Source organism: Pseudomonas sp. W5-36 (assembly GCF_046540455.1).
Taxonomy (GTDB): Bacteria; Pseudomonadota; Gammaproteobacteria; order Pseudomonadales; family Pseudomonadaceae; genus Aquipseudomonas; species Aquipseudomonas graminis_B.
Map to the genome: position 1 here is coordinate 176,925 of NZ_JAXCIQ010000003.1, position 23,244 is coordinate 200,168.

General features: G+C 61.1%; 20 protein-coding genes. 6 read left to right on the forward strand and 14 right to left on the reverse strand.

Annotated elements, in window-relative coordinates; all coding sequences use genetic code 11:
• Positions 1–182 precede the first annotated feature (182 nt).
• Both lptF and lptG read left to right on the forward strand, forming a co-directional pair.
• A complete protein-coding gene (gene lptF / locus SLW74_RS06695) occupies positions 183–1,301 on the forward strand; it encodes an LPS export ABC transporter permease LptF (protein ID WP_065992010.1) in 1,119 nt (372 codons plus the stop codon).
• The gene (lptG, locus tag SLW74_RS06700) at positions 1,294–2,355 is read left to right on the forward strand and encodes an LPS export ABC transporter permease LptG (RefSeq protein WP_065992013.1); all 1,062 of its coding nucleotides are present in this window, start codon (positions 1,294–1,296) and stop codon (positions 2,353–2,355) included. Before lptF ends, lptG begins: the two co-directional genes overlap by 8 nt.
• Positions 2,356–2,417: 62 nt before the next feature.
• Here the strand turns inward: lptG and SLW74_RS06705 are convergent, their stop codons facing one another.
• The 14 genes from SLW74_RS06705 to gap all read right to left on the reverse strand — a co-directional run bounded on the left by SLW74_RS06705 (position 2,418) and on the right by gap (position 17,853).
• Positions 2,418–2,903 (reverse strand): RDD family protein, encoded by a 486-nt coding sequence (locus tag SLW74_RS06705; protein WP_410928590.1) that lies wholly within the window; start codon positions 2,901–2,903, stop codon positions 2,418–2,420.
• Positions 2,904–3,002: 99 nt separating this feature from the next.
• Positions 3,003–3,215: a cold-shock protein gene (locus SLW74_RS06710; RefSeq protein WP_003227496.1), complete on the reverse strand. Its 213-nt coding sequence runs from the start codon at positions 3,213–3,215 to the stop codon at positions 3,003–3,005.
• Between the two features lie 394 nt (positions 3,216–3,609).
• On the reverse strand, positions 3,610–4,731 hold the full coding sequence (gcvT, locus tag SLW74_RS06715; RefSeq protein ID WP_410928442.1) for a glycine cleavage system aminomethyltransferase GcvT: 1,122 nt from the start codon (positions 4,729–4,731) through the stop codon (positions 3,610–3,612).
• Between the two features lie 70 nt (positions 4,732–4,801).
• A complete protein-coding gene (locus SLW74_RS06720) occupies positions 4,802–6,178 on the reverse strand; it encodes an L-serine ammonia-lyase (RefSeq protein WP_410928443.1) in 1,377 nt (458 codons plus the stop codon).
• A gap of 106 nt (positions 6,179–6,284) precedes the next feature.
• Complete coding sequence (gene gcvP, locus SLW74_RS06725; RefSeq protein ID WP_410928444.1) at positions 6,285–9,143, reverse strand: aminomethyl-transferring glycine dehydrogenase; 2,859 nt, start codon at positions 9,141–9,143, stop codon at positions 6,285–6,287.
• Positions 9,144–9,153: 10 nt separating this feature from the next.
• Complete coding sequence (gene gcvH, locus SLW74_RS06730) at positions 9,154–9,537, reverse strand: glycine cleavage system protein GcvH (protein ID WP_410928445.1); 384 nt, start codon at positions 9,535–9,537, stop codon at positions 9,154–9,156.
• Positions 9,538–9,935: 398 nt separating this feature from the next.
• Positions 9,936–11,444 carry a sigma-54-dependent transcriptional regulator gene (locus SLW74_RS06735; RefSeq protein WP_410928446.1) on the reverse strand — a complete coding sequence of 503 codons (1,509 nt, stop codon included), beginning with the start codon at positions 11,442–11,444 and terminating at the stop codon, positions 9,936–9,938.
• Between the two features lie 85 nt (positions 11,445–11,529).
• The gene (locus tag SLW74_RS06740; RefSeq protein WP_410928447.1) at positions 11,530–11,880 is read right to left on the reverse strand and encodes a DUF5064 family protein; all 351 of its coding nucleotides are present in this window, start codon (positions 11,878–11,880) and stop codon (positions 11,530–11,532) included.
• Between the two features lie 184 nt (positions 11,881–12,064).
• Entirely contained in the window at positions 12,065–12,469 is a 405-nt protein-coding gene (locus SLW74_RS06745; protein WP_410928448.1) for a YbaN family protein, read from the reverse strand.
• Positions 12,470–12,562: 93 nt separating this feature from the next.
• On the reverse strand, positions 12,563–13,162 hold the full coding sequence (locus tag SLW74_RS06750; protein WP_410928449.1) for a biliverdin-producing heme oxygenase: 600 nt from the start codon (positions 13,160–13,162) through the stop codon (positions 12,563–12,565).
• A gap of 90 nt (positions 13,163–13,252) precedes the next feature.
• Positions 13,253–15,610 (reverse strand): TonB-dependent hemoglobin/transferrin/lactoferrin family receptor, encoded by a 2,358-nt coding sequence (locus SLW74_RS06755; protein WP_410928450.1) that lies wholly within the window; start codon positions 15,608–15,610, stop codon positions 13,253–13,255.
• Between the two features lie 182 nt (positions 15,611–15,792).
• Entirely contained in the window at positions 15,793–16,035 is a 243-nt protein-coding gene (locus SLW74_RS06760) for a FecR/PupR family sigma factor regulator (RefSeq protein WP_410928451.1), read from the reverse strand.
• Between the two features lie 80 nt (positions 16,036–16,115).
• Positions 16,116–16,631 carry an RNA polymerase sigma factor gene (locus SLW74_RS06765; RefSeq protein ID WP_065992034.1) on the reverse strand — a complete coding sequence of 172 codons (516 nt, stop codon included), beginning with the start codon at positions 16,629–16,631 and terminating at the stop codon, positions 16,116–16,118.
• Positions 16,632–16,851: 220 nt separating this feature from the next.
• Positions 16,852–17,853 carry a type I glyceraldehyde-3-phosphate dehydrogenase gene (gene gap, locus SLW74_RS06770; protein ID WP_065992035.1) on the reverse strand — a complete coding sequence of 334 codons (1,002 nt, stop codon included), beginning with the start codon at positions 17,851–17,853 and terminating at the stop codon, positions 16,852–16,854.
• 234 nt (positions 17,854–18,087) lie between these two features.
• Between gap and edd the strand changes: the two genes are divergently transcribed.
• The 4 genes from edd to SLW74_RS06790 all read left to right on the forward strand — a co-directional run bounded on the left by edd (position 18,088) and on the right by SLW74_RS06790 (position 23,196).
• On the forward strand, positions 18,088–19,914 hold the full coding sequence (edd, locus tag SLW74_RS06775) for a phosphogluconate dehydratase (RefSeq protein WP_065992037.1): 1,827 nt from the start codon (positions 18,088–18,090) through the stop codon (positions 19,912–19,914).
• Complete coding sequence (locus SLW74_RS06780; protein WP_065992039.1) at positions 19,911–20,885, forward strand: glucokinase; 975 nt, start codon at positions 19,911–19,913, stop codon at positions 20,883–20,885. Before edd ends, SLW74_RS06780 begins: the two co-directional genes overlap by 4 nt.
• 106 nt (positions 20,886–20,991) lie before the next feature.
• Positions 20,992–21,729: a response regulator gene (locus SLW74_RS06785; protein ID WP_065992040.1), complete on the forward strand. Its 738-nt coding sequence runs from the start codon at positions 20,992–20,994 to the stop codon at positions 21,727–21,729.
• A 6-nt stretch (positions 21,730–21,735) separates the two neighbouring features.
• A complete protein-coding gene (locus SLW74_RS06790; RefSeq protein ID WP_065993160.1) occupies positions 21,736–23,196 on the forward strand; it encodes an ATP-binding protein in 1,461 nt (486 codons plus the stop codon).
• Positions 23,197–23,244 lie beyond the last annotated feature (48 nt).

A 23,244-nucleotide genomic window follows, 5' to 3' on the forward strand; every position in this document is an offset into this window, starting at 1 on the left:
TGACAACCCCGTCCGGGTGCGCCGGTGTGCCGGTTACAGAAGTATCCCGCGCGCGCAGTGACAGACACACCCAATCACAGGATAATGCCGCATATTTTTTTGGTGGTTCGCCGTCGCGCGCATCATGGCTGATCCATTTCATTGTCATGCCGCCTTAGCGTGACAACCCTGGAGTGTCTGGTTTGATTGTCTTCCGTTACCTGTCCCGAGAAGTGCTGGTTACCCTGAGCGCTGTCAGTGCTGTGCTGCTGGTAATCATCATGAGTGGCCGCTTCATCAAATACCTGGCCCAGGCTGCATCGGGTGCACTCGATCCGGGTGTGCTGTTTCTGATCATGGGTTTCCGTCTGCCGGGCTTCCTGCAGCTGATCCTCCCGCTGGGGTTATTCCTGGGGATTCTTCTGGCGTACGGCCGGTTGTACCTCGAAAGCGAAATGACCGTACTGGCCGCCACCGGCATGAGCCAGCAACGTCTGTTGCTGATCACCCTAGCGCCGGCTGCGCTGGTGTCACTGCTGGTGGCCTGGCTCAGCTTCAGCCTCGCCCCCCAGGGCGCGACCCAGTTCCAGCTGCTGATCAACAAGCAGGACGCGATGACCGAATTCGACACACTCGTGCCGGGTCGCTTCCAGCTGCTGCGTGACGGCAGCCGCGTGACCTACACCGAAACCATGAGCGACGACCGCATCAACTTGGGCGGCGTGTTCATCTCCGAAAAGAAACTCGACGAGAAGAAAGACCACGGCATCACCGTGCTGGTGGCGGAAAAAGGCCGGCAGGAAATCAAGCCCGATGGCACGCGCTACCTGATTCTGGACAATGGCTATCGCTACGACGGCAACCCCGGTCAGGCCGATTACCGCGCCATCAAATACGACACCTACGGCGCCTTGCTGCCCAAGCCGGACATCAGCGATGAGGTCACCGACCGCGACGCCATCTCCACCAGCGAACTGCTGACCGGCGAAGACAGCCTGCGCAACCGTGCCGAGCTGCAATGGCGGGTCTCACTGCCGATTCTGGTGTTCATCGTTACGCTGATGGCGGTGCCCCTGGCTCGGGTCAACCCGCGTCAGGGCCGCTTCCTCAAGCTTCTTCCGGCGATTCTTCTTTATATGGCTTATCTCACTATCCTGATTGCTGCGCGCGGTGCGCTGGAGAAGGGCAAGATCCCGATGGGCCTCGGCCTGTGGTGGGTGCATGCACTGTTCCTCTCCATCGGACTGGCGTTGCTCTACTGGGAGCCTCTGCGCCTGAAGCTTGCGAGTCGCCGCAGCGTGTCGGGGGTGGCTCATGGTTAAGCTCGATCGCTACATCGGCAAAAGCGTGTTCATGGCGATCCTTGCGGTACTGGGGATCATCCTCGGACTGGCCTCGCTGTTTGCCTTCATCGACGAGATGGCTGACATCAGCGACACCTACACCTTCTGGGACGCTGGCAGTTTCGTGTTGATGACCGCGCCGCGCCGGCTCTACGACATGCTGCCGATGGCCGCGCTGATCGGTTGCCTGATCGGTCTCGGCGCACTGGCCAGCAGCAGCGAACTGACCATCATGCGGGCCGCCGGTGTGTCGATCGGCCGTATCGTCTGGGCGGTCATGAAGCCCATGCTCGTGTTGATGGTGGCCGGGTTGTTGATCGGCGAATACGTCGCGCCGGTGACTGAAGCCTCGGCCCAGGCCGCACGTTCGCTGGCTCAAGGCACCGGCGACGCGCAGAGCGCCAGGCACGGCCTGTGGCACCGTCAGGGTGAGGAGTTCATCCACATCAACACGGTGCAGCCGAACGGCCTTTTGTATGGCGTCACCCGTTACCATTTCGACGACCAGCGCCACATGCTGACGTCGAGCTTCGCCAAGCAGGCCAACTTCAAGACCGATTACTGGTTGCTGAAAGACGTCACCACGACGGTCTTCCACGACGGTCGCACCGAAGTGGTCACCGCTCCTGAAGAACGCTGGAACGTTGCGTTGAGCCCGCAGCTGCTGAGCACGGTGGTGCTGCCGCCTGAATCGCTGTCGATGACCGGGCTTTACGGCTATGCGCGTTATCTCGCCGATCAGGGGCTGAACAACGGTCGTTACTGGCTGGCGTTCTACACCAAGATTCTTCAGCCGCTTGTGACGGTGGCGCTGGTGCTGATGGCGATCTCCTTCATCTTCGGGCCGTTGCGCTCGGTGACGCTGGGGCAGCGTGTGTTCACGGGCGTGCTGGTGGGCTTCACCTTCCGAATCGCTCAGGATCTGCTGGGCCCGTCGAGCCTCGTATTCGGTTTCTCGCCACTCTTCGCCGTGCTGGTGCCGGCGGGTGTGTGCGCCCTGGCGGGCATCTGGTTGCTGCGTCGCGCGGGCTGATACCTGCTGAGTATGAAAAGCCGACCCCAGGGTCGGCTTTTTTGTGGGCGGCTTACCGAGGTTCATTTTCTGATTCTGGGCACTCGCACCAATTGCGTCTCGGAATACAGGTCATGCCAGCAGCGTTTCTGTTTGTCGAACAGGCTCCAGAAGAAGCCTAGCCCGACGCACAGCCACGATGCGATGGCTACGATGAAGCGCAGCAGCGCCTGCCACAGGCCGATGGCCGTTCCGTCGGCGTTCTGCACGCGTATTCCCCAGACCTGCATGCCGAGGGTTTGGCCCGCGCGTGTCCAGAAATGGGCAAAGAAGCCGAACAGCGTGATCAGCAGAATCGAGGATAGCAACGGGTCGGCGTCGAGCGCGCCCGACTCGGAGAGCTGGCGCAGTCTGGTTTCGCCGACAATCCCCATCCAGACCAGTTTGTAGAGAAAGGCGGTGACTATCATGAGTGCCACACACAGCAGTGCGTCGTAGCTGATCGCAGCCATGCGCCGGCCCAATCCCACGGGAGGAAATTCGCCCTGGGGGCGTAAAACGTGTCGGATCTTGGCGGCGCTCGTTTAATCGGAGGCGGGCAGTTTACGGAATCGCAGGCACAAAAAAGCCCCTGATGTTGGCCATCAGGGGCTCTTTGCGTCGGCTGATCAGGCCTCGGCTTGTACTTCGTCAGCCTGCATGCCTTTTTGGCCCTGCACCGCGACGAACGTCACTTTCTGGCCTTCTTTCAGGCTTTTGAAGCCGTTGCCTTGAATAGCGCGGAAGTGGACGAACAGATCCGGACCGCTTTCAGGGGTGATAAAACCGAAACCCTTTTCATCGTTAAACCACTTAACGGTGCCGCTCTGACGTGTAGACATTTTCTTATTCCTTGAAGCATTAAATTAATGACAGTCTCCTTCACACGAAAGAGTACTGGGGCTGGTTGCAGGAAGAAGAAACGTAGAACGGGATGTAGCATTGCTTTTGGCGCTACTGCCCGGGTCACGATCCCAGCGACCCATGCAAACACAGTCGAGAAACTCTACGCTAACTCTCGGCGAAAAAACAAGCCCCGTTTGGGCCAGCATTCATAGGGGTTTCCGGGTTTTTAAAAACATTAACCACGTTCGCAAGATCGATAGTTTTTAATGTTTAGAGGGTTGTCGAAGTTCAATATTTTGACAGTTTTAATGCACTTAACGCTGGCGCCGGGCTGCGGCATCCGCACAGTTTAATGCACTGTTGCGGTGCCGCATTTTTTGACGATGTTACTTAGCCGCGGAAGTAACGTGCCGGAACGAAAGGCATTTTCGTCACGTGCATGGGGACTTTCTTGCCGCGGACGATGGCCCAGACAGGGGTTTCCAGCGCGGTGAAACGGGCGTCGACATAACCCATTGCCAACGGCGCGCTCAGGGTCGGGCCAAAGCCGCCGCTGCAGACCGTCCCGATGGTCGTCCCCTCGGCGTCGACGATTTCAGCGCCTTCACGCACCGGCGTACGCTCTTGTGGCAACAGGCCTACACGTTTGCGCGCCGCACCGCTTTGGTGCTGGGCGAAGATCGAGTCGGCACCGGGGAAACCGCCGGCACGCGCACCGTCGGCGCGACGCACCTTGGACATCGCCCACAGCAGGCTGGCTTCGATCGGCGTGGTTTCGGTATTCATGTCGTGGCCGTAGAGGCAAAGGCCGGCCTCCAGTCGCAGCGAGTCCCGCGCGCCCAGGCCTATCGGCGCCACTTCCGGCTCCGCGAGCAGACGACGCGCGAGGGATTCTGCGTGGTCCGCCGGTACCGAAATCTCGTAACCGTCTTCACCGGTGTAGCCCGAGCGGCTGACGTAGCAGTCAATGCCGTCGATCTTGGTCGAGGTGTACTGCATGAAGGTCATTTTCGCGACTTCCGGGGCCAGCCGCGCCAGTGCGGTAACGGCCTGCGGACCTTGCAGCGCGAGCAATGCACGTTCGTCGAACAGCGGCGTGATATCGCACTGGCTGCCAATGTGCTGCTGCAGGTGCGCCAGGTCTTGGTTCTTGCAGGCGGCGTTAACCACCAGCATGAGCTGATCGTTACCCAGATTGGCGACCATCAAGTCGTCGAGAATGCCGCCGTTTTCGTTGGTGAACATGGCGTAGCGCTGCATGCCGACCGGCAGGTCGATGATGTCCACCGGCACCAGGGTTTCCAGCGCCTTCGCTGCGTTCGCGCCGCTCAAGAGGATCTGACCCATGTGCGAAACGTCGAACAGGCCGGCCTGATCTCGGGTATGCAGGTGTTCTTTCATGACGCCGGCGGGGTACTGAACGGGCATGTCGTAGCCGGCGAACTCGACCATTTTCGCGCCGAGTTCACGGTGCAGGGCGTTGAGCGGGGTCTTCAGCAATTCGGTGGTCATGGGGTCACTCCTTGAAAGCGGTTCCGGGGTACCCGCGAAGGGCAGGGAACCCTATGAATGGGGGCTGATGTCAGCATTCGATGATGTTCACGGCCAGCCCGCCACGGGCTGTTTCCTTGTATTTGCTTTTCATGTCGGCGCCGGTCTGGCGCATGGTGCGGATCACTTTATCCAGCGAGACAAAATGCTGGCCGTCGCCGCGCAAGGCCATGCGCACTGCGTTGATGGCCTTCACCGAACCCATTGCATTGCGCTCGATGCACGGCACTTGAACCAGGCCGCCGATGGGGTCGCAGGTCAGGCCGAGATTGTGCTCCATGCCGATTTCAGCGGCGTTTTCCACTTGTTGAACGTTGCCGCCCAATACTTCGCACAGTGCGCCGGCGGCCATGGAGCAGGCCACGCCGACTTCGCCCTGACAGCCGACTTCGGCGCCGGAGATCGACGCGTTCTCTTTGTAGAGAATGCCGATCGCCGCCGCCGTGAGCAGGAAACGCACGACGCCGTCTTCGTTGGCCCCGGTGATGAAGCGCATGTAGTAATGCAGCACCGCCGGGATAATCCCGGCTGCACCGTTGGTGGGCGCGGTCACCACACGGCCGCCGTTAGCGTTTTCTTCGTTGACCGCCAGCGCGTACAGATTGACCCAGTCGAGCACCGACAAGGCATCACGCAGCGCGGCTTCCGGGTTTTTGCACAGTTGACGATGCAGTGCTGCCGCACGCCGCTTGACCTTCAGGCCGCCCGGCAAGATGCCTTCGTTGCGGCAACCCGCTTCGACGCAGTCCTGCATGACCTGCCAGATGTGCAGCAGGCCCTGACGGGTTTCGGCCTCGGGGCGCCACGCGGCTTCGTTGGCCAGCATGACCTGGCTGATCGAAAGGCCGCTCGCGGTGCAGTGCGCCATCAGATCCCGTGCGGTTTTGAAGGGATATAGCAGCTGCGTCTGGTCTTCCACGATGCGGTCTGCGCCAGCGGCTTGCTCATCGACCACGAACCCTCCGCCGACGGAGTAGTACTCGCGGCTGCGCACCTGTAGGCCGAAGGCATCGAAGGCACGGAAAATCATGCCGTTGGGGTGGAAGGCCAAGGGTTTGCGAATCATCGCCAGGTGATGCTTTTCGATGAATTCGATGCTGTGCCGGCCGAGCAGTTTCAGGCGTTCAGTGCTGCGGATCTGCTGCAGGCGAGCCGCGACGGTTTCGGTATCGACGGTGTCGGGATGCTCACCTTCAAGGCCCAGCAACACAGCCTTGTCGCTGCCGTGGCCTTTGCCGGTGGCACCCAGTGAGCCGTAAAGCTCGACTTTGACGCAGATGATGGTTTCCAGCAGGCCATCGCGCTGCAAGCCTTCGGCAAACCGCGCCGCCGCCCGCATCGGGCCCACCGTGTGGGAGCTTGAGGGACCAATGCCGATCTTGAACAGGTCAAATACGCTCAGCGACATGATGGGGTTCCGGGAAGTGAAGCAGTAACAAGCAGCAAGCTACAAGCCGCAAGTAAAAGCTGATCGGCTTTCACTTGTAGCTTGCGGCTTGAAGCTCGTGGCTTGGTTAAGCGTAGTCTTCGATCGACGGGCAGGCGCAGACCAGGTTGCGGTCGCCGAACACGTTGTCGACACGGCCCACCGGTGGCCAGTATTTGCCTTCGATCAACGACGCCACCGGGTACACGGCCTGCTCGCGGCTGTACGGATGGCTCCATTCGCCCACCAGTTCAGCGGCGGTGTGGGGCGCGTTTTTCAGCGGGTTGTCGTCCTTGTCCAGCACGCCGCTTTCGACCGCGCGGATTTCTTCGCGGATCTTGATCATCGCGTCGCAGAATCGATCCAGCTCTTCCTTCGACTCGCTCTCGGTCGGCTCGATCATCAACGTGCCCGCGACCGGGAAAGACATGGTCGGGGCGTGGAAACCGAAGTCGATCAGGCGTTTGGCGACGTCATCCACGCTGATGCCGCTGGTTTCCTTCAGCGGGCGCAGGTCGAGAATGCATTCATGGGCGACCAGGCCGTTGCTGCCGGTGTACAGCACGGGGTAGTGCTCTTCCAGGCGACGGGAAATGTAGTTGGCATTCAGGATCGCCAGTTGCGAGGCGCGCTTGAGGCCTTCACCGCCCATCATGCGGATGTACATCCAGGTGATCGGCAAGATGCTCGCGCTGCCGAACGGCGCCGCGCAGACCGCGCCTTGCTTGCGGTCCATTCGGGCGTGACCCGGCATGAACGCCGCCAGGTGGGATTTCACGCCGATCGGGCCAACGCCCGGGCCGCCGCCGCCGTGGGGGATGCAGAAGGTTTTGTGCAGATTGAGGTGGGACACGTCACCGCCAAACTTGCCCGGTGCGCACAGGCCGACCATGGCGTTCATGTTCGCGCCGTCGATGTACACCTGGCCGCCGTTGTCATGCACGATGCCGCAGATTTCGCGGATGCCTTCTTCGAACACGCCGTGGGTCGACGGGTAGGTGATCATCAGTGCAGCGAGGTGCTCGCGGTGCTCGATGGCCTTGGCGCGCAGGTCTTCGATGTCGACGTTGCCGCGGGCGTCGCAAGCGGTCACGACCACGCGCATCCCGGCCATGTTGGCGGTCGCCGGGTTGGTGCCGTGGGCCGATGATGGAATCAGGCAGATGTCGCGACGCTCGTCGCCACGGCTCTGGTGGTAAGCACGGATCGCCAGCAGACCGGCGTACTCGCCCTGGGAGCCAGCGTTCGGCTGCAGGGAGATCGCGTCATAACCGGTGGCGGCGCAGAGCATCGCTTCCAGTTCGTCGGTCAATTGCTGGTATCCGGCGCTCTGCTGGGCCGGGGCGAACGGGTGCAGGTTGCCGAACTCGGCCCAGGTCACCGGAATCATTTCGCTGGCGGCGTTGAGTTTCATGGTGCACGAGCCCAGCGGGATCATCGTGCGGTCCAGCGCCAGGTCCTTGTCCGCCAGGCGACGCAGGTAGCGCATCAGCTCGGTTTCAGAGTGGTAGCGGTTGAACACCGGATGGCTGAGGATCGCCGACTGGCGCTTCAGCTCGGCAGGCAGGCGCGCTTCCACGCTGTCCGCCAGCGCGGCGAAGTCAGGCAGGGCCTGGCCTTCGGCAGCGAAGAGAGACCACAGCACTTCGACGTCGGCTTGCTTCGTGGTTTCGTCCAGGGAAACGCCCAGGCGCTCGGCGTCTACTTCACGCAGGTTGATTTCGTGTGCGCGGGCCTTGGCGTGCAGGTCGGCCGTTTTGGCGCCGGTGTTCAGGGTGATGCTGTCGAAGAAGAACGACTGCTCGGCCTTCAAGCCCAGCTGATTCAAGCCCTCGGCAAAAATCGCGGTCAGGTGATGCACACGGATGGCGATGCGGGTCAGGCCGCGCGGGCCGTGGTAGACGGCGTACATGCTGGCGATGTTGGCGAGCAGCACCTGCGCGGTGCAGATGTTGCTGGTGGCCTTCTCGCGACGGATGTGTTGCTCGCGGGTTTGCATGGCCAGACGCAGGGCGGTCTTGCCGAAGCGGTCGATGGACACACCCACCAGTCGGCCGGGCATGTCGCGCTTGTAGGCGTCGCGGGTGGAGAAGTAGGCCGCGTGCGGACCCCCGAAACCCAGCGGCACGCCGAAGCGTTGCGCGCTGCCGATGGCCACGTCAGCGCCAAACTCGCCCGGTGGGGTGAGCAGGGTCAGGGCCAGCAGGTCGGCGGCCACGGCGACCAGGGCGTTGGCGGTGTGGAAGCGCTCGACCAGTTCGCGGTAGTCGAAGACGTCGCCGTTGCTGGCAGGGTATTGCAGCAGCGCGCCGAAGAACTCGCTGACGTCGGTCAGTTGAGCTTCGTCCGCAACGACCACTTCAATGCCCAGCGGCTCGGCGCGGGTTTGCAGCACGTCGAGGGTTTGCGGGTGGCAATGGGCGGAGGCGAAGAACTTGTTGCTGCTCTTGTTCTTGCTCAGGCGTTTGCAGAAGGTCATGGCCTCGGCAGCGGCAGTGGCTTCGTCGAGCAGCGAGGCGTTGGCGATCGGCAGGCCGGTCAGGTCGCTGATCAGGGTCTGGAAGTTCAGCAGTGACTCCAGACGGCCTTGGGAAATCTCCGGCTGATACGGTGTGTAAGCGGTGTACCAGGCCGGGTTTTCCAGCAGGTTGCGCAGGATCGGCGCCGGGGTATGGGTGTTGTAGTAACCCTGGCCGATGTAAGTTTTGAACAGCTGGTTCTTGCCGGCGATGGCTTTGATGTCGGCGAGCGCGTCGGCTTCGCTTTGCCCGGCGGACAAGCCGAGAACGCTGGTGCCCTTGATGGATTCAGGGATGACGCTGGCGGTCAGTGCGTCGAGGGAGTCATAGCCCAGGGTGGTGAGCATGGCTTTTTCGTCAGCGGCACGCGGGCCGATGTGGCGGGCGATGAACTCGTTGGCGGTGCTCAATTCAATACGGTCAGTCATTGCGCGCTCCTCAGGCTTCGGCGTTGGCTTTGATCAGACGATCATAGGCGTCTTGGGTCATCAGTTGGCCGACAGCATCGGGATTGGAAGGAATAAAGCGAAAGAACCAGCCTTGGCCGAGCGGGTCTTCGTTGACCAGTTCAGGGTTGGCATCCAGCGCGGGATTGGTTTCGACGACTTCGCCATCGAGGGGCATGTACACGCCGCTGGCGGCTTTGACCGATTCGACGGTGGCCGCTTCGGCGCCTTTGTCGTAGGACTGCAGCTCCGGCAGTTGCACGAAAACCACGTCACCCAGTGCGTCCTGCGCAAAGGCGGTGATACCGACCGTGACGCTGCCGTCAGTTTCGGCGCGCAGCCACTCGTGGTCTTCGGTAAAACGCAACTCGCTCATGGAATCTCCCCAGATGGTAAATCGCCCGTTATGCCCGGGCGTGATGGGAGGAGTGCATAGCAAGTTTGCGGCCAAGGTCGAGAAGGGCGCGTAAACGTTGGGCGGTGGCGGTTCAAGTGGCTTGGAATTCGAAACTTGCTGGAACGAAATCGATACGGAGCTTTGAGGCAAGAGCGGGATTCCGCCGCAGCGGAGTTATAGGGCGCTGCGTATAAGCTCTGGAATGTTTTCAATACAGTGTTGCGATATCGTTACGGAGGTGATGCGCTTGATGTTATGGACGTACGGAGTCTTGCGGGAGCGAGCTTGCTCGCGAAGAGGCCCGTCCACGTGCTAAATCTCCAGCGGTTGGAATTTCGCCTTCGTGAGCAAGCTCACTCCCAACATCTTTGGGCTCTTTAGCTTTTGCCCGGGATCCCGTACTTGCGCAGCCGATGGGCGATCGCGGTGTGTGACGTCTGCAGCCGCGCGGCCAACTGGCGCGTCGAGGGATACTGGCTGTAGAGCTTTTCCAGCAGCGACTTTTCGAAATCCTCGACCGCCCCTTCGAGGCTTTCGACTTCGCCATCACGGTCCCTCGCCACCGACGTACCGGCGATGTCCAGGTCGCCGATGTCGACCAGCGAGCTGTCACAGATGGCGGCAGCGCGGAAGATCACGTTCTGCAACTGGCGAACGTTGCCCGGCCAGCGATTGCCAAGCAGGGCTGGGTACGTGGTTGGCGCAAGTCGGCAGACCGGTCGCTGAATCTGCGTGCAGGCCTGCTCCATGAAATAGCGTGCCAGCATCAGGATGTCCTGACCCCGTTCACGCAACGGCGGTACGTCCAGATTGAGCACATTCAGGCGATAGAACAGGTCTTCGCGGAAGGTGCCCTCGGCGACCATTTTCTCCAGGTCACGGTGGGTTGCGCTGAGGATACGCACGTTGACCTGCACTTCCTTGTCGCCGCCGACCCGCCGAAAGCTGCCGTCATTGAGGAAGCGCAGCAATTTGGCCTGCAGGTACGGCGACATTTCGCCAATCTCGTCGAGGAACACCGTGCCTTTGTTGGCGAGCTCCATCAGGCCGGGTTTGCCGCCGCGCTGGGCACCGGTAAAGGCGCCGGGGGCATAGCCGAACAGTTCACTCTCAGCGAGGTTCTCCGGCAACGCCGCGCAGTTCAGCGCAAGAAAAGGCGCCCCGTTGCGCGCGCTCACTGCATGACAGGCCCGCGCCACCAGTTCCTTGCCCGTGCCGGTTTCACCCTGAATCAGCAGCGGCGCATCCAGTGCAGCGACCCGTTGCGCCCTCGCCTTGAGGGTGCGGATCGGCGCGGAATCCCCCAACAGCGCGTCGAAACCTTCAGCGTGATCGTGGTGCAGTGCCGACAGGCGTTCGCCAATCCGGCTGGGCAGATACAGGGTCAGCAGCGCGCCCGCGTCGGTGATGGGGGTAGCGTCCAGCAGCAGCGCTTCGCCGTTGAGCGTGACTTCCCGCAGCGGCAGACGAAAGCCGTTTTCCAGCAGCGCCGATTGCAGACCCGCATCGGAAAACAGCTCGCCAATCGATTCGCCCGCCGGCTCCCGGCCATACAACGCAACCAGTGCGGGGTTTGCCAGCAGCACATGGCCGGCGCTGTCGAGGGCAAGCACCGGGTCGGTCATCGCTGCCAGCAAGGCGTCAAGTTGCAGATGACGGCGCTGGCCGGGAAGGATGTCGACCACCGTGATCGCTTCCACACCGCGCACGCGGAACAGCCGGTCCTTGAGTTCTTCAAGCACGTCATGGCTCAGCGTCGGAGCATCGATATAGACGTTGGGCGGTACCATTTCCACGGCATCGAGGTTCAGGTTGCGCGCGCCGAGGATGGCCAGCACTTCCTGGGTGATGCCGACGCGGTCAATGAACGTGACGTGAATGCGCATGGGGAGGGAAAGGGTTCGCGGGAATGAGGGGGGCGATTATGCCAGTAATCTCATTGCCCATCCCGAGACCGTGGAAGCGAGCGGGCTATTCCAGATGCTCTGGCTTAACCGAGTCGCCGGATTTCATGTCGAGCTTGTGACGGATCTCTTCGAACATCTGATCGTACTCCCCGTGCATCGCGTGCAGGTCGGTGGTTCTCGGCAGCCCATGCTTCTCAAGTCTGCGGGAAGCTTCGCTGGCGAAGTTGTACGCCTTGTCCTTCGGCAGCTCAAAGGTTTCGTTGACACTCTGGCCACTGATGTCACCTTCCAGCCTGAATTGCATGCCCGGCCCCGAATCAGTCTGGCTGACCTCGTAGCGGATATGAAGGTCGTAGCCGACGTCGTGTGGTTGCAGAGCGGGGTGGACGATGTGCAGATGACCTGGCTCGAACATGGCGGTGGCTCCTGAGAAAGTGATTGGACCTAGAGGGACAGACCCACAGGGCCGCCTCGGGTTCAGGCTCATGTGCTGCGCGCTGTGTGTGGAACCGGCTTTAGCCGGGGAGGCGTCAGGTGTCACGCCCCAGGATTGAGGGCGTTCAAACCGGCCTCTTCCCGGCTGAAGCCGGTTCTACATCTCACTTTTCCGGCTGAAGGCGCGAAGGCTCAGGCCGTGACCAGATCCACAGATTGACCAGCACCATGCCGGCCACCGCGAAATAGATCCACCAATTATGTTTCAGTACTACCAGCATCATCACCGTGCAAATCAGCATGGTGACCGTGGCGCTGATCTTGGCCCTGCGCGCAATCATCTTGCCGTTTCGCCAGTTGCTCAGCATCGGTCCGAACACCCGATGATTCTCGAGCCACGCGCTCAGGCGCGGCGAGCTACGCGTCGCCGCCCATGCCGCCAGCAAAATGAATTCGGTGGTGGGCAGGCCCGGAATGAAAATCGCGATGATGCCGATCGTCAGGCTCACGTAGGCGAGAATGCCAAACAGGATGCGGGACAGTTTGCTGCCGGGTGGTGTACTGGTCATGGTCTCGGTAATGCAGAGTGAGCAGGTGTTGCGGGATTTTCACGTCCCGCAAAGGCGCTCAGCTTATCAGTGCCGGGCGCAAAAGGCCCGGCGTCAGGCGGGTTCCGCTTCAGACGCTGGAGCGTACGCGTGTTGCAGCAGCACATTGAAACGCTCGAAGGCCGCCACTGCTCCGCGGTCTATCGCGCGCTCCTGCTCAGCGTTGAACGGCAGATCGTCAATGACCCGGATAAAGCGCTTCCAGCCTTCGGCGCGACCGCCCGACGGTTCTCCCAGATGGCGGGCGCCGAAGGTCTCGCTAAGGTCCAGGGCCATGGCGCGTTTGATCAGAAACGCAGCACCCAGCTTCGAACCCTCCGAGACGAACAGCCAGCCCAGTGCCTCGGCAATGCTGGGCTCCTCGACGGCGCCGGCGACAGGGCCGGGGATGCCAGCCTGAAGATCAAGCAAATCAGCCTTGGCCTGTTCGGCGCGGCATCGATCGGGCAGGTCGGCAATCAGCGCGATCAACTGTGGGTGCGTGTACAGCGTTTTCAGCTCTTCCTGAAAAAGGTACTGCGCGCTGAGGAATCGGCTGTAACTGGCCAGTGTTTCGAACGGCGCGTTGGCTTTCACCGCCTTGTCCAGTTGTTCATGGGGGGCATGGGTGATCTGGTTCAGTCGTTGCGAACGACGAATCGAGTTATCGGTCATGGGGTCTTCCTTGTTAAATGAGGCGCTTGATAACAAAACAAACGAACGTCGCAGGCGCGTAAAAAATCACGCTCCTGCAACGGGGATCGGTCAGATGTCCCACACCACGTTGACGGCGAAATTGCGTCCTGGCTGAGTCAGGCGGTCGAGGTTGGCGGGGGCGGTGGCGCCTGCGTCGCCGACGTTGTCGTAGCCGCGCACGTCGTCCCACAGCCAGTATTTTTTGTCCGCGACGTTGTACAGGCCGCCGCTGACCGTGACGTCATTGGTGACTTTGTAATAACCCGTCAGATCAACGAGACCGAAGCCCGGCGTCTTGAACCGGGTGGCGCCATCCGGCGCGTAGTAGCTGCGGGTGTCGACCCGCGTTTTGCGCTTGACCAGGGTCCAGTTCAGCAAGCCGCCGTAGGTGTTCTGGTCATAACCCAGCCCGAATACGCCGGTCAGCGGGTTGATGCTGTTGATGGGCTGGCCGTTGTCATTGTTGCGGCCGTATAGATAGGCCAGCGAGCCTCGGGTGTAGAGGCCTTCGGGTGCGCCGAAGCTGTCCAGGTTCAGACGACCCTTGAGCTCGACGCCCTTGATCGTGGCGTGCTTGATGTTGTTGGACTGGAAGGTCGTGGTGGTGGAGTTGGCTGGAATCACCGCGTCCTCATTAATGAAGTCGCGGTATGTGTTGTAGAACGCAGCAACATCAAACGTGCCTTCGTCGAAGTGACCTCGCAGCCCGGTTTCGTAGCTCTTGCTCGTCTCCGGTTTCAAGTCGGGATTGGGCTCCACGACGTAATTGCCCCGGGTGTTCTCGAACCGGCCATACAGCGCCTTGGCGCTTGGTGTGCGGAAACCCTCGCCGTACTGGCCGTACCAGGTGTAGGCGTCGTTGAGCGCATACGTCAGCCCCAGCTTGGGTAACAGGCGATGCCATTTTTTCGTGCTGTCGTCGAACTCGCTCTTGCTTTTCAGATTGACGCTTTTGAGGAATGAATCCGTGGCGTCTGGTTCGAGCGTGGTGTAGTCGTAGCGGACGCCGGGCATGAAGGTCCAGTCGCCCCATTTGATCTGATCCTGGGCGAACAGCGCGTAGGTGGTGATCGTCGGGTTCGGGAAGTCGTTGGTGGGTGCCACGATGTCGTTCGCGCTGGCACTGACTGCACCGAGGGTGCGGCAGGTTCCGACGACCGACGCACAGGTGGCTGATCCTGTCCGAAGCCCTGTTATCTTCTGTTGCTTGAGGGTCGTGCCGTACGTTAGCAGGTGCTGGGTGTCGCCGATGTCGAACGCCTTATCCAGCTGTGTGTCGAGGATCCATTGGCGTTCCTTGTAATGGGTGTCGCGGGTGCGCCAGACATCTCGCAAAACCGCCCCGCTTCTGGGGTCAGAGGGCAGATACCTTTCAAAGGTATTTTGATCCGTCTTGGCAATCTGGTAGTTCAGGCTCCACTTGGCGTTGTCAGCAAACACGCTGTCCAGCGCAAAGCTGTTTTCCAGGCCAAACCGCTCTCGGGTGATAACGTCGTTCCCTTCACGTGAGCCGTAGTAACCAAAACCACGACCGGCATAGAAAGGCCCGCCCACCACACTTTTCTGATTGGTATGGGTGTCGTCCTTGTACTTCTCGTAAGTGAACGCCAGACGATCATTGTCGCCGTAGTTCCAGCCCAGCTTGGCGAGCACATTGGTGGCGCGGGCGTCTTCCGGGTTCGCCTTCGTGCGTGAAAGCCCCGTGCCGCCATGCTCACCGTAGGACTCGGTCTCGTGGCCGTTGCGCTGACTGACGTGCAGCAACCCGTCGACATCCCCCGCGCGGCCGGCAACCGTAGACGAAGTCAGCCAACTGTTGTCCGCCGAACTGTAGCCGGTCTTCAGGCGGGCGCCGACATCCTTGCCTGGCTTGATGATGTCCTCGGGATTGAGGGTGTAATAGCTCACGGCGCCGCCAATGGCGCTGCTCCCATACAACGCCGACGCAGGCCCGCGCAGGATTTCGACGCGCTTGATGATCTCCGGATCAACATAATTGCGATGGGTGTTGGCGAAAGGGCCCTGGAAGAAATTGTCCGGCACTTCCACGCCATCCACCTGGGTCAGGATGCGGTCGCCGTCGATGCCGCGGATGTTATAGCCGCTGGTGCCCGCCCGCTGGCCGGCTCCGCCCACGGAGACACCGGGCTCGTCGCGTACCAGATCGCGAATGCTGTTGACGTTGCGCCGATCCAGTGCCGTGCGGTCCTGCACCGTCACCGTTCCGGGCACCGAATCCACCGACTGCGCCTGACGCGTGGCACTGACCGTAATCTGCTCCAGTTCCAGGGCATGACCCTGCTCGGCGGCAGCGATGGTGGGGCTGTGCAGGCTTGCGGCGAAAATGGCGATGGTCAGCAGCGAAAGCCCGACGTCGTGTGTGGCTCTGGGCGAGGCGGGCGGTGCGGGGTTGAAACTGGACAGCATGGATAGCGCTCCCTGTCGTGCGGGTCGTCATAGTTGTTGCGAGATGATTCAAATAGGAATCAGTTGCATTGGCTATGACTAGACGTACGGGCAGCGGCTATCGCGTAAAAATAATTTGGGTGAGTGCCAGAGCATCAGGTATTGAGCAACTGCGGGCTGCTTTGCCAGCACATCACCCGGCGCTATGTTTTTTTCCGCGCGGCCAGCAGCGCTGCGGCATCGAACACCGGTTGCGAATGCCACACGGCCTCGGCGCTGGCGAATACTTCGCGGTGGGAAGGATCGGCGTCGAGCCATTCCAGAAAGCGCCTATGCGTTTCGGCATCGGCAATGTCCAGTTCGATCAGCCAGGTCAGGGCTTGATCCATCGTCTCGGCGCGTGCCGCATCGGCTTGAGCGCGGCGGGGTGATTGGGCGTCCGTCAAGCAGCGTCCTCGGGTCCACGGTTTGGGCGGCAGTGTAGCGTCACTCTGTGGCACCAGCTGACGATTCTGACCGGCGAAGCTCAGTGATCCAGACGCGCGGCCACACTCAGGCAGACCGTCATGATCAGCTTCAGTTCTTTTTGCACGGTGCTGGTGGACACCCCCAGCTGTTTGGCGATCTCCAGATAACTCGCGCCGTGGAGCCGGCTGAGGGTGAAGATTTTCTGCTGCCGCGGCGTCAGGGTTTCCAGGCTCGCGCTGAGGCTTTCCAGCAACCGGTTGGCGTGGGCGGCATCCTCCAGCGCGGCGTCGGGGGCGACGACATCATGGATATCGCTGATCGGCGCATCATCGACGATGGTCCGCGCGTGAATGCGTCTGGCGCGCAGATGATCCAGTGCCAGATTGCGCGCGGTCTGGAAGAGGAAGGGTTCGAGGTGCTCGATGGCTCGCTCGGAGAGCGCGCGGGTGACACGCAGGTAGGTTTCCTGAAGCAGGTCTTCGGCGGTGCTGTGGCTGCGGACCATACGCTGAAGCGTTCGCAGCAGCATGGTTCGCCGGGCGAGAAAGACAGTGTTGAAATGCGACTGAGTCACGGGGGCACCCGACCAGAATTCAGCAGATGATAATGCTTATCATCTAGAGGTCAGGTCAAGGCGGGGATTTGCACAGTTTGTAAGGGCGTTGTCCGGGGACGGTAGTCATGACTGAGGGAGGGAGTTGATCGCGAAGAGCTGGGTAAATCCGCTGACTCTCCAGCGGATTGGATTCCGACTTCGCGAGCAAGCTCGCTCCTACATAGGGGGATACTGTTACTTACTCGGCGTTCATCAACGCCAGGCAGTTATCCAGCATGCGGTTGGAGAAGCCCCATTCGTTGTCGTACCACGCCAGCACCTTCAGCAGGCGACCGCTGACTTTGGTGTGGTTCGCGTCGAAGATGGACGACAGCGGGTTGTGATTGAAGTCGTGGGAAACCAGCGGCAGGGTGTTGTAACCGAGGATTTTCGAATGCTGCGCCGCTTCTTTCATGATCGCGTTGACCTCTTCGGCCGTCGCATCGCGCTTGAGCTGAATGGTCAGGTCGACCAGCGACACGTTGATCACCGGCACACGCACGGCCATGCCGGTGAGCTTGCCCGCCAGCTCCGGCAGCACCAGACCGACCGCTTCGGCAGCGCCCGTCTTGCTCGGGATCATCGACTGCGTCGCCGAACGCGCGCGGTACGGGTCGGTGTGGTAGACGTCGATCAGGTTCTGGTCGTTGGTGTAGGCATGGATGGTGGTCATCAGACCGCTCTCGATGCCCAGCTCACGGTTCAGCACCTGGGCGACCGGCGCCAGGCAGTTGGTGGTGCAGGAGGCGTTGGAAATGACCTGATGGGACTGGCGCAGCACGTCATGGTTGACGCCGTAGACGATCGTCGCATCGGCGCCTTTGGCCGGAGCCGAGATAATGACTTTTTTGGCGCCGGCGGTGATATGCGCGGCGGCCTTGGTGCGGTCGGTGAACAGACCGGTGCATTCGAACACCACGTCGATATTCAGGGATTTCCACGGCAGCTCGGCCGGGTTGCGGATGGCGCTGACCGCAATTCGGTCACCATTGACGGTCAGGCTTTCCTGATCGTGCTCAACGGTGCCGTCGAACGGCCCGTGCACGGTGTCGAATTTCAGCAGATGGGCGTTGATCTCGCTGTCGCCCAGGTCATTGATGGCGACGACTTGCAGGTCCTGACGGTAGCCTTGGGTATAGAGTGCGCGTAGGACGTTGCGGCCGATTCGGCCAAAGCCATTAATTGCGATGCGGAGAGTCATACACCCGTCCTCAAGAATTTGTTGTTGGAATTACAAGATTATTCTCATAAAAATAGAAAACAACCCCTTTTAGTGGCAGTATTTTGTTTTATCTACAAATAGAAACCCGTCTGGCCGTCACAACTGGCTCAAAATCAAGTGTTTGCCGCCGCTCCCGACCGAGCCCGGATTTGATCGCAGCCTGGTGAAAGCGCCTGAACGGGTGACCCCATCCGCTAGCCTGGAGTCCATGACATGCATCCCCGCGTCCTTGAGGTAACCGAACGGCTGATTGCTCGCAGCCGTGAAACCCGTCAACGCTACCTGCAATTGATCCGGGGTGCGGCGAGCGACGGGCCGATGCGCGGCAAGCTGCAATGTGCCAACTTCGCCCACGGCGTTGCGGCATGTGGTCCCGAAGACAAGAACAGCCTGCGCATGATGAATGCGGCCAACATCGCCATTGTCTCCTCCTACAACGACATGCTCTCGGCGCATCAGCCGTACGAACACTTCCCCGAACAGATTAAAAAAGCGCTGCGTGAAATCGGCTCGGTGGGGCAGTTTGCCGGTGGCGTTCCGGCTATGTGTGATGGCGTCACCCAGGGCGAGCCGGGCATGGAACTGAGTATCGCCAGCCGAGAAGTCATTGCGATGGCAACGGCGGTGGCGTTGTCCCACAACATGTTCGACGGCGCACTGATGCTGGGCATCTGCGACAAGATCGTTCCGGGCTTGCTGATGGGCTCGCTGCGTTTCGGTCACCTGCCGACGATTTTTGTGCCGGGCGGGCCGATGGTGTCGGGCATCTCCAACAAGGAAAAAGCCGACGTGCGTCAGCGCTACGCCGAAGGCAAGGCGACCCGCGAAGAGCTGCTGGACTCGGAGATGAAGTCCTACCACGGCCCGGGTACCTGCACGTTCTACGGCACGGCGAACACCAACCAGTTGATTATGGAAGTCATGGGTCTGCATCTTCCGGGCGCCTCTTTCGTCAATCCTTACACACCGCTACGCGATGCCCTGACACGCGAGGCGGCGTTCCAGGTCACGCGTCTGACCAAACAAAGCGGCGACTTCATCCCACTCGGAGAGATTGTGGACGAACGTTCGCTGGTCAACTCGATTGTTGCCCTGCACGCGACGGGCGGTTCTACCAACCACACGCTGCACATGCCGGCCATTGCCCAGTGCGCGGGCATTCAGCTGACCTGGCAGGACATGGCCGATCTGTCGGAAGTCGTGCCGACCCTGTCCCACGTCTACCCGAACGGCAAAGCCGACATCAACCACTTCCAGGCCGCCGGCGGGATGTCGTTCCTGATCCGCGAGCTGCTCGACGCGGGCCTGATGCACGAAGACGTCAACACGGTCATGGGCCGTGGCCTGCGTCGCTACATCCAGGAGCCCTTCCTGGAAGAAGGCAAGCTGGTGTGGCGCGATGGCCCGGTCGAAAGCCTGGACGAAAACGTCCTGCGCCCGATCGCGCGTCCGTTTTCGGCCGAGGGCGGTCTGCGGGTCATGGAAGGCAATATTGGCCGTGGCGTGATGAAAGTCTCCGCCGTTGCCCTGGAGCACCAGATCGTCGAGGCCCCCGCCAAAGTATTCGAAGACCAGCAGGACCTCGCCGACGCCTTCAAGGCCGGCGAACTGGAGTGCGATTTTGTCGCGGTCATGCGCTTCCAGGGGCCGCGTTCCAACGGTATGCCTGAACTGCACAAGATGACGCCGTTTCTGGGCGTGCTGCAGGACCGTGGCTTCAAAGTGGCGCTGATTACGGACGGGCGCATGTCCGGCGCGTCCGGGAAAATCCCGGCGGCGATTCACGTTTGCCCGGAAGCTTCTGACGGCGGCCCGCTGGCGTTGGTGCGTGATGGGGATCTCATTCGTGTCGATGGCGTGAAAGGAACGTTGCAAGTTCTGGTCGAACCGGCAGAATTGGCCGCCAGAGAGCCGGCAGTCGGTCGCTTGTCCCATAACGTGGGCAGCGGGCGCGAACTGTTTGGTTTCATGCGCATGGCCTTCAGCTCGGCAGAGAAGGGCGCCAGCGCCTTTACTTCGAATCTGGAGACGCTCAAGTGACATTGGCGATGGTGGGTGATATCGGCGGCACAAATGCGCGGTTTGCCATTTGGGAAGACGAGCAGTTGCATTCGATCCGGGTGTTCGCGACGGTCGATTACGCCAGTCCTGAAAAGGCCTTGCTGGTCTATCTGCAGGACCTGGAATTGCAGCGCGGTGATGTCACCTCCCTTTGCCTGGCCGTGGCCGGGCCGGTGACCGGCGACGATTTCCACTTCACCAATAGTCATTGGAAGATCAATCGGCAGGCGTTCTGCGCCGAGCTGAAGATCGACCACCTGATCCTGGTCAACGACTTCACTGCCATGGCCCTGGGCATGACCCGCCTGAAGGACGACGAGTACCTGACCGTGCGTCATGGCAAGGGCGATCCTCGCGGCGCGCGGGTGGTTATCGGGCCTGGCACCGGACTCGGCGTCGGCACCCTGATCCGCAGTGGCGAAGCGCGTTGGACTGCGGTGCCGGGCGAGGGCGGTCACGTTGATCTGCCGATCGGCACGCCCCGCGAAGCCCTGCTGTGGATGCGGTTGATGGCGACCCATGAGCACGTCAGTGCCGAGACGATTCTGAGTGGCGCCGGGCTGTTGCTGCTGTATCAAGTCAGCTGCGGACTGGACGAAATCGAGCCTGAACTCAAGTCGCCTGCGGCCATTACCGCGGCGGCGCTCAAGGGCGATCCGGTCGCCAGCGCAGTGCTGGAGCAGTTCTGCGTGTTCCTCGGTCGCGTGGCCGGCAACAACGTACTGACTGTCGGCGGACGCGGCGGCGTGTATATTGCCGGGGGCGTAATCCCGCGGTTCGTCGACTTCTTCATGCAGAGCGGCTTCAACAAGGCGTTCGCCGAGAAGGGCTTGATGAAGGATTATTTCAAGGACGTGCCGGTCTGGCTGGTCACGGCCGAATATCCCGGCCTGATGGGCGCAGGCGTGGCGCTGGATCAATATGCGGCGAGCGCTAGCGGCAAGCTATAAGCGGCAAGCAAAGACCGCGCACGTCACGCTGGCCGCTTTGAGTTCGAAGCTTGAAGCTTGAAGCTTGAAGCAGCCATACCCAACCATTGCTCACAAGGACGACCATGTGAACGCTGTCAGTAAATCGATTCTGGTGGTCGACGATGACCAGGAGATTTGCGAGTTGCTGCAAGCCTACCTGAGCCGTTCCGGTTTTCAGGTGCGCACGGTTGGCGATGGGGCCGAGTTTCGACAGGCATTTAACGCAGAGGCCAGCGACCTGCTGATCCTTGACGTCATGCTTCCCGACGAAGACGGCTTCAGCCTGTGTCGCTGGGTCAGGCAACATCCGCGTCAGCCGCATATTCCCATCATCATGCTCACCGCCAGCTCCGACGAAGCCGACCGCGTCATCGGTCTGGAACTCGGCGCCGATGACTACATGGCCAAACCCTTCAGCCCCCGTGAACTTCAGGCCCGGATCAAGGCCCTGTTGCGTCGTGCCCAGTTCGGCCAGGAGCGCAGCGGAGGTGAAGTGCTGGTGTTCGATGAATGGCGGCTGGACATGGTCAGTCACCGGCTGTTCCACAACGACGGCGAAGAGGTGATTTTGTCGGGCGCCGATTTCGCGCTGCTCAAGCTGTTTCTCGACAACCCCCAACAAATTCTTGATCGCGACACCATCGGCAACGCCACCCGTGGCCGTGAGCTGATGCCGCTGGAGCGCATCGTCGACATGGCGGTGAGTCGTCTGCGTCAGCGCTTGCGCGACACCGGCAAGGCACCGCGATTGATCCGCACCGTACGAGGCAGCGGTTACCTGCTGGCAGCCAATGTGCTGCCGCAAGCCGGCAACGGTTACTAGTCCTTGATGGTGACCGACAAGAAGCGCCGCCTGCCGGTGCCGCGCTCGCTGCTTGGGCGCATGTTGTTGCTGACCTTGCTCGCCGTGTTGCTGGCGCAAACCCTGTCCAGCCTGATCTGGCTCTCGCAACTGCGCGCCACGCAGATGGAAGGGCTGGTCACCAGTGCCCGCAGTCTGGGTTTCTCCATGGCGGCAAGCGTCAGCTACTTTCGCTCGTTGCCTGTCGCGTTTCGGCCGCTGGTGCTCGATCAGTTGCGCAGCATGGGCGGCACGCGGTTCTTCGTATCGCTCAATGATCGTCCGCTGGAAATGCAGGTGCTTGAGCCTACTGCGCGCAAGACGGCGGTTATCGATGTGGTCGGTCAGGTGCTGCGGCAGAACCTCGGCGCCGACCCGGACATCCTCGTGCGCTTTGTGCGTCCCGAAGACCTGCGTATTTTCAACAGCGGCTTGAGGCTCGATGAGCTGCCACGCTCGTGGGCCCATTACGCGCTGACCCTCGAACCGGTGAACCCGCCCGTGCTGGTCACGCAGATCGAACTGTCGCCCGGCGAATGGCTGTACATCGCCTCGCTGCTGCCCGAGCCCTACACCATGCTCGAGTCGGAAGGTCTGCCCTCGCAGCAAGTTTGGTTCATCGCGCTGACCAGTCTCTTTCTGCTGGTCTTCATCGGCCTGCTGGTGCACTGGCAGAGCGGCCCGCTCAAGCGTCTGGCCCATGCTGCGCGGGATCTGTCGTTGGGGGCCGACGTCGAACCGGTGGTGGAGGGCGGCGGCAGTGAAGTGGTGGAAGTGACCCGCGCGTTCAATACCATGCGCGATCGGATCAGCCGTTACCTGACCGAGCGCGGCCAATTATTCAGTGCGATTTCCCACGACCTGCGCACCCCGATCACTCGCTTGAGACTGCGTGTCGAGCTGCTCGAAGACGAACAGATGCAGGCCAAATTCACCCGGGATCTGGATGAGCTGGAGCTGCTGGTCAAAGGCGCATTGCAGTGCGTGAAGGACACCGACATTCACGAGAACATCGAGCCGGTCGACCTGAACCACGCGCTGGATTGCCTGATCGAGCCCTATCTTGCCCCTGACGGCGCGGGCCGGGTCACGTTGCAGGGCAAGGCGATGTCCATGTACTACGGCAAACCCCTGGCACTGCGCCGCTGCATGGGCAACCTCATCGATAACGCCATCAAATACGGCGACCGTGCGCACCTGTCCGTTGAAGACGACGCTGACGCGTTCATCCTGCATGTCGAAGACGAGGGGCCGGGTGTGCCGGAGCAGCGAATGGAACAGGTCTTTGAACCGCACTTCCGGCTGGCCGGCAAACACCAACAGGGCTACGGCTTGGGGCTCGGCATCGCCCGCAATATCGCCCATAGTCACGGCGGCGAAGTGACGTTGCAGAACATGCGCGAGGGCGGCCTGCGGGTGACGCTCTATCTGCCGCGTGGCGTTGAGTAATGCAGTCCCTTTGTTGAATGTCACAGCCTTGTGACATTCGCGCATCCC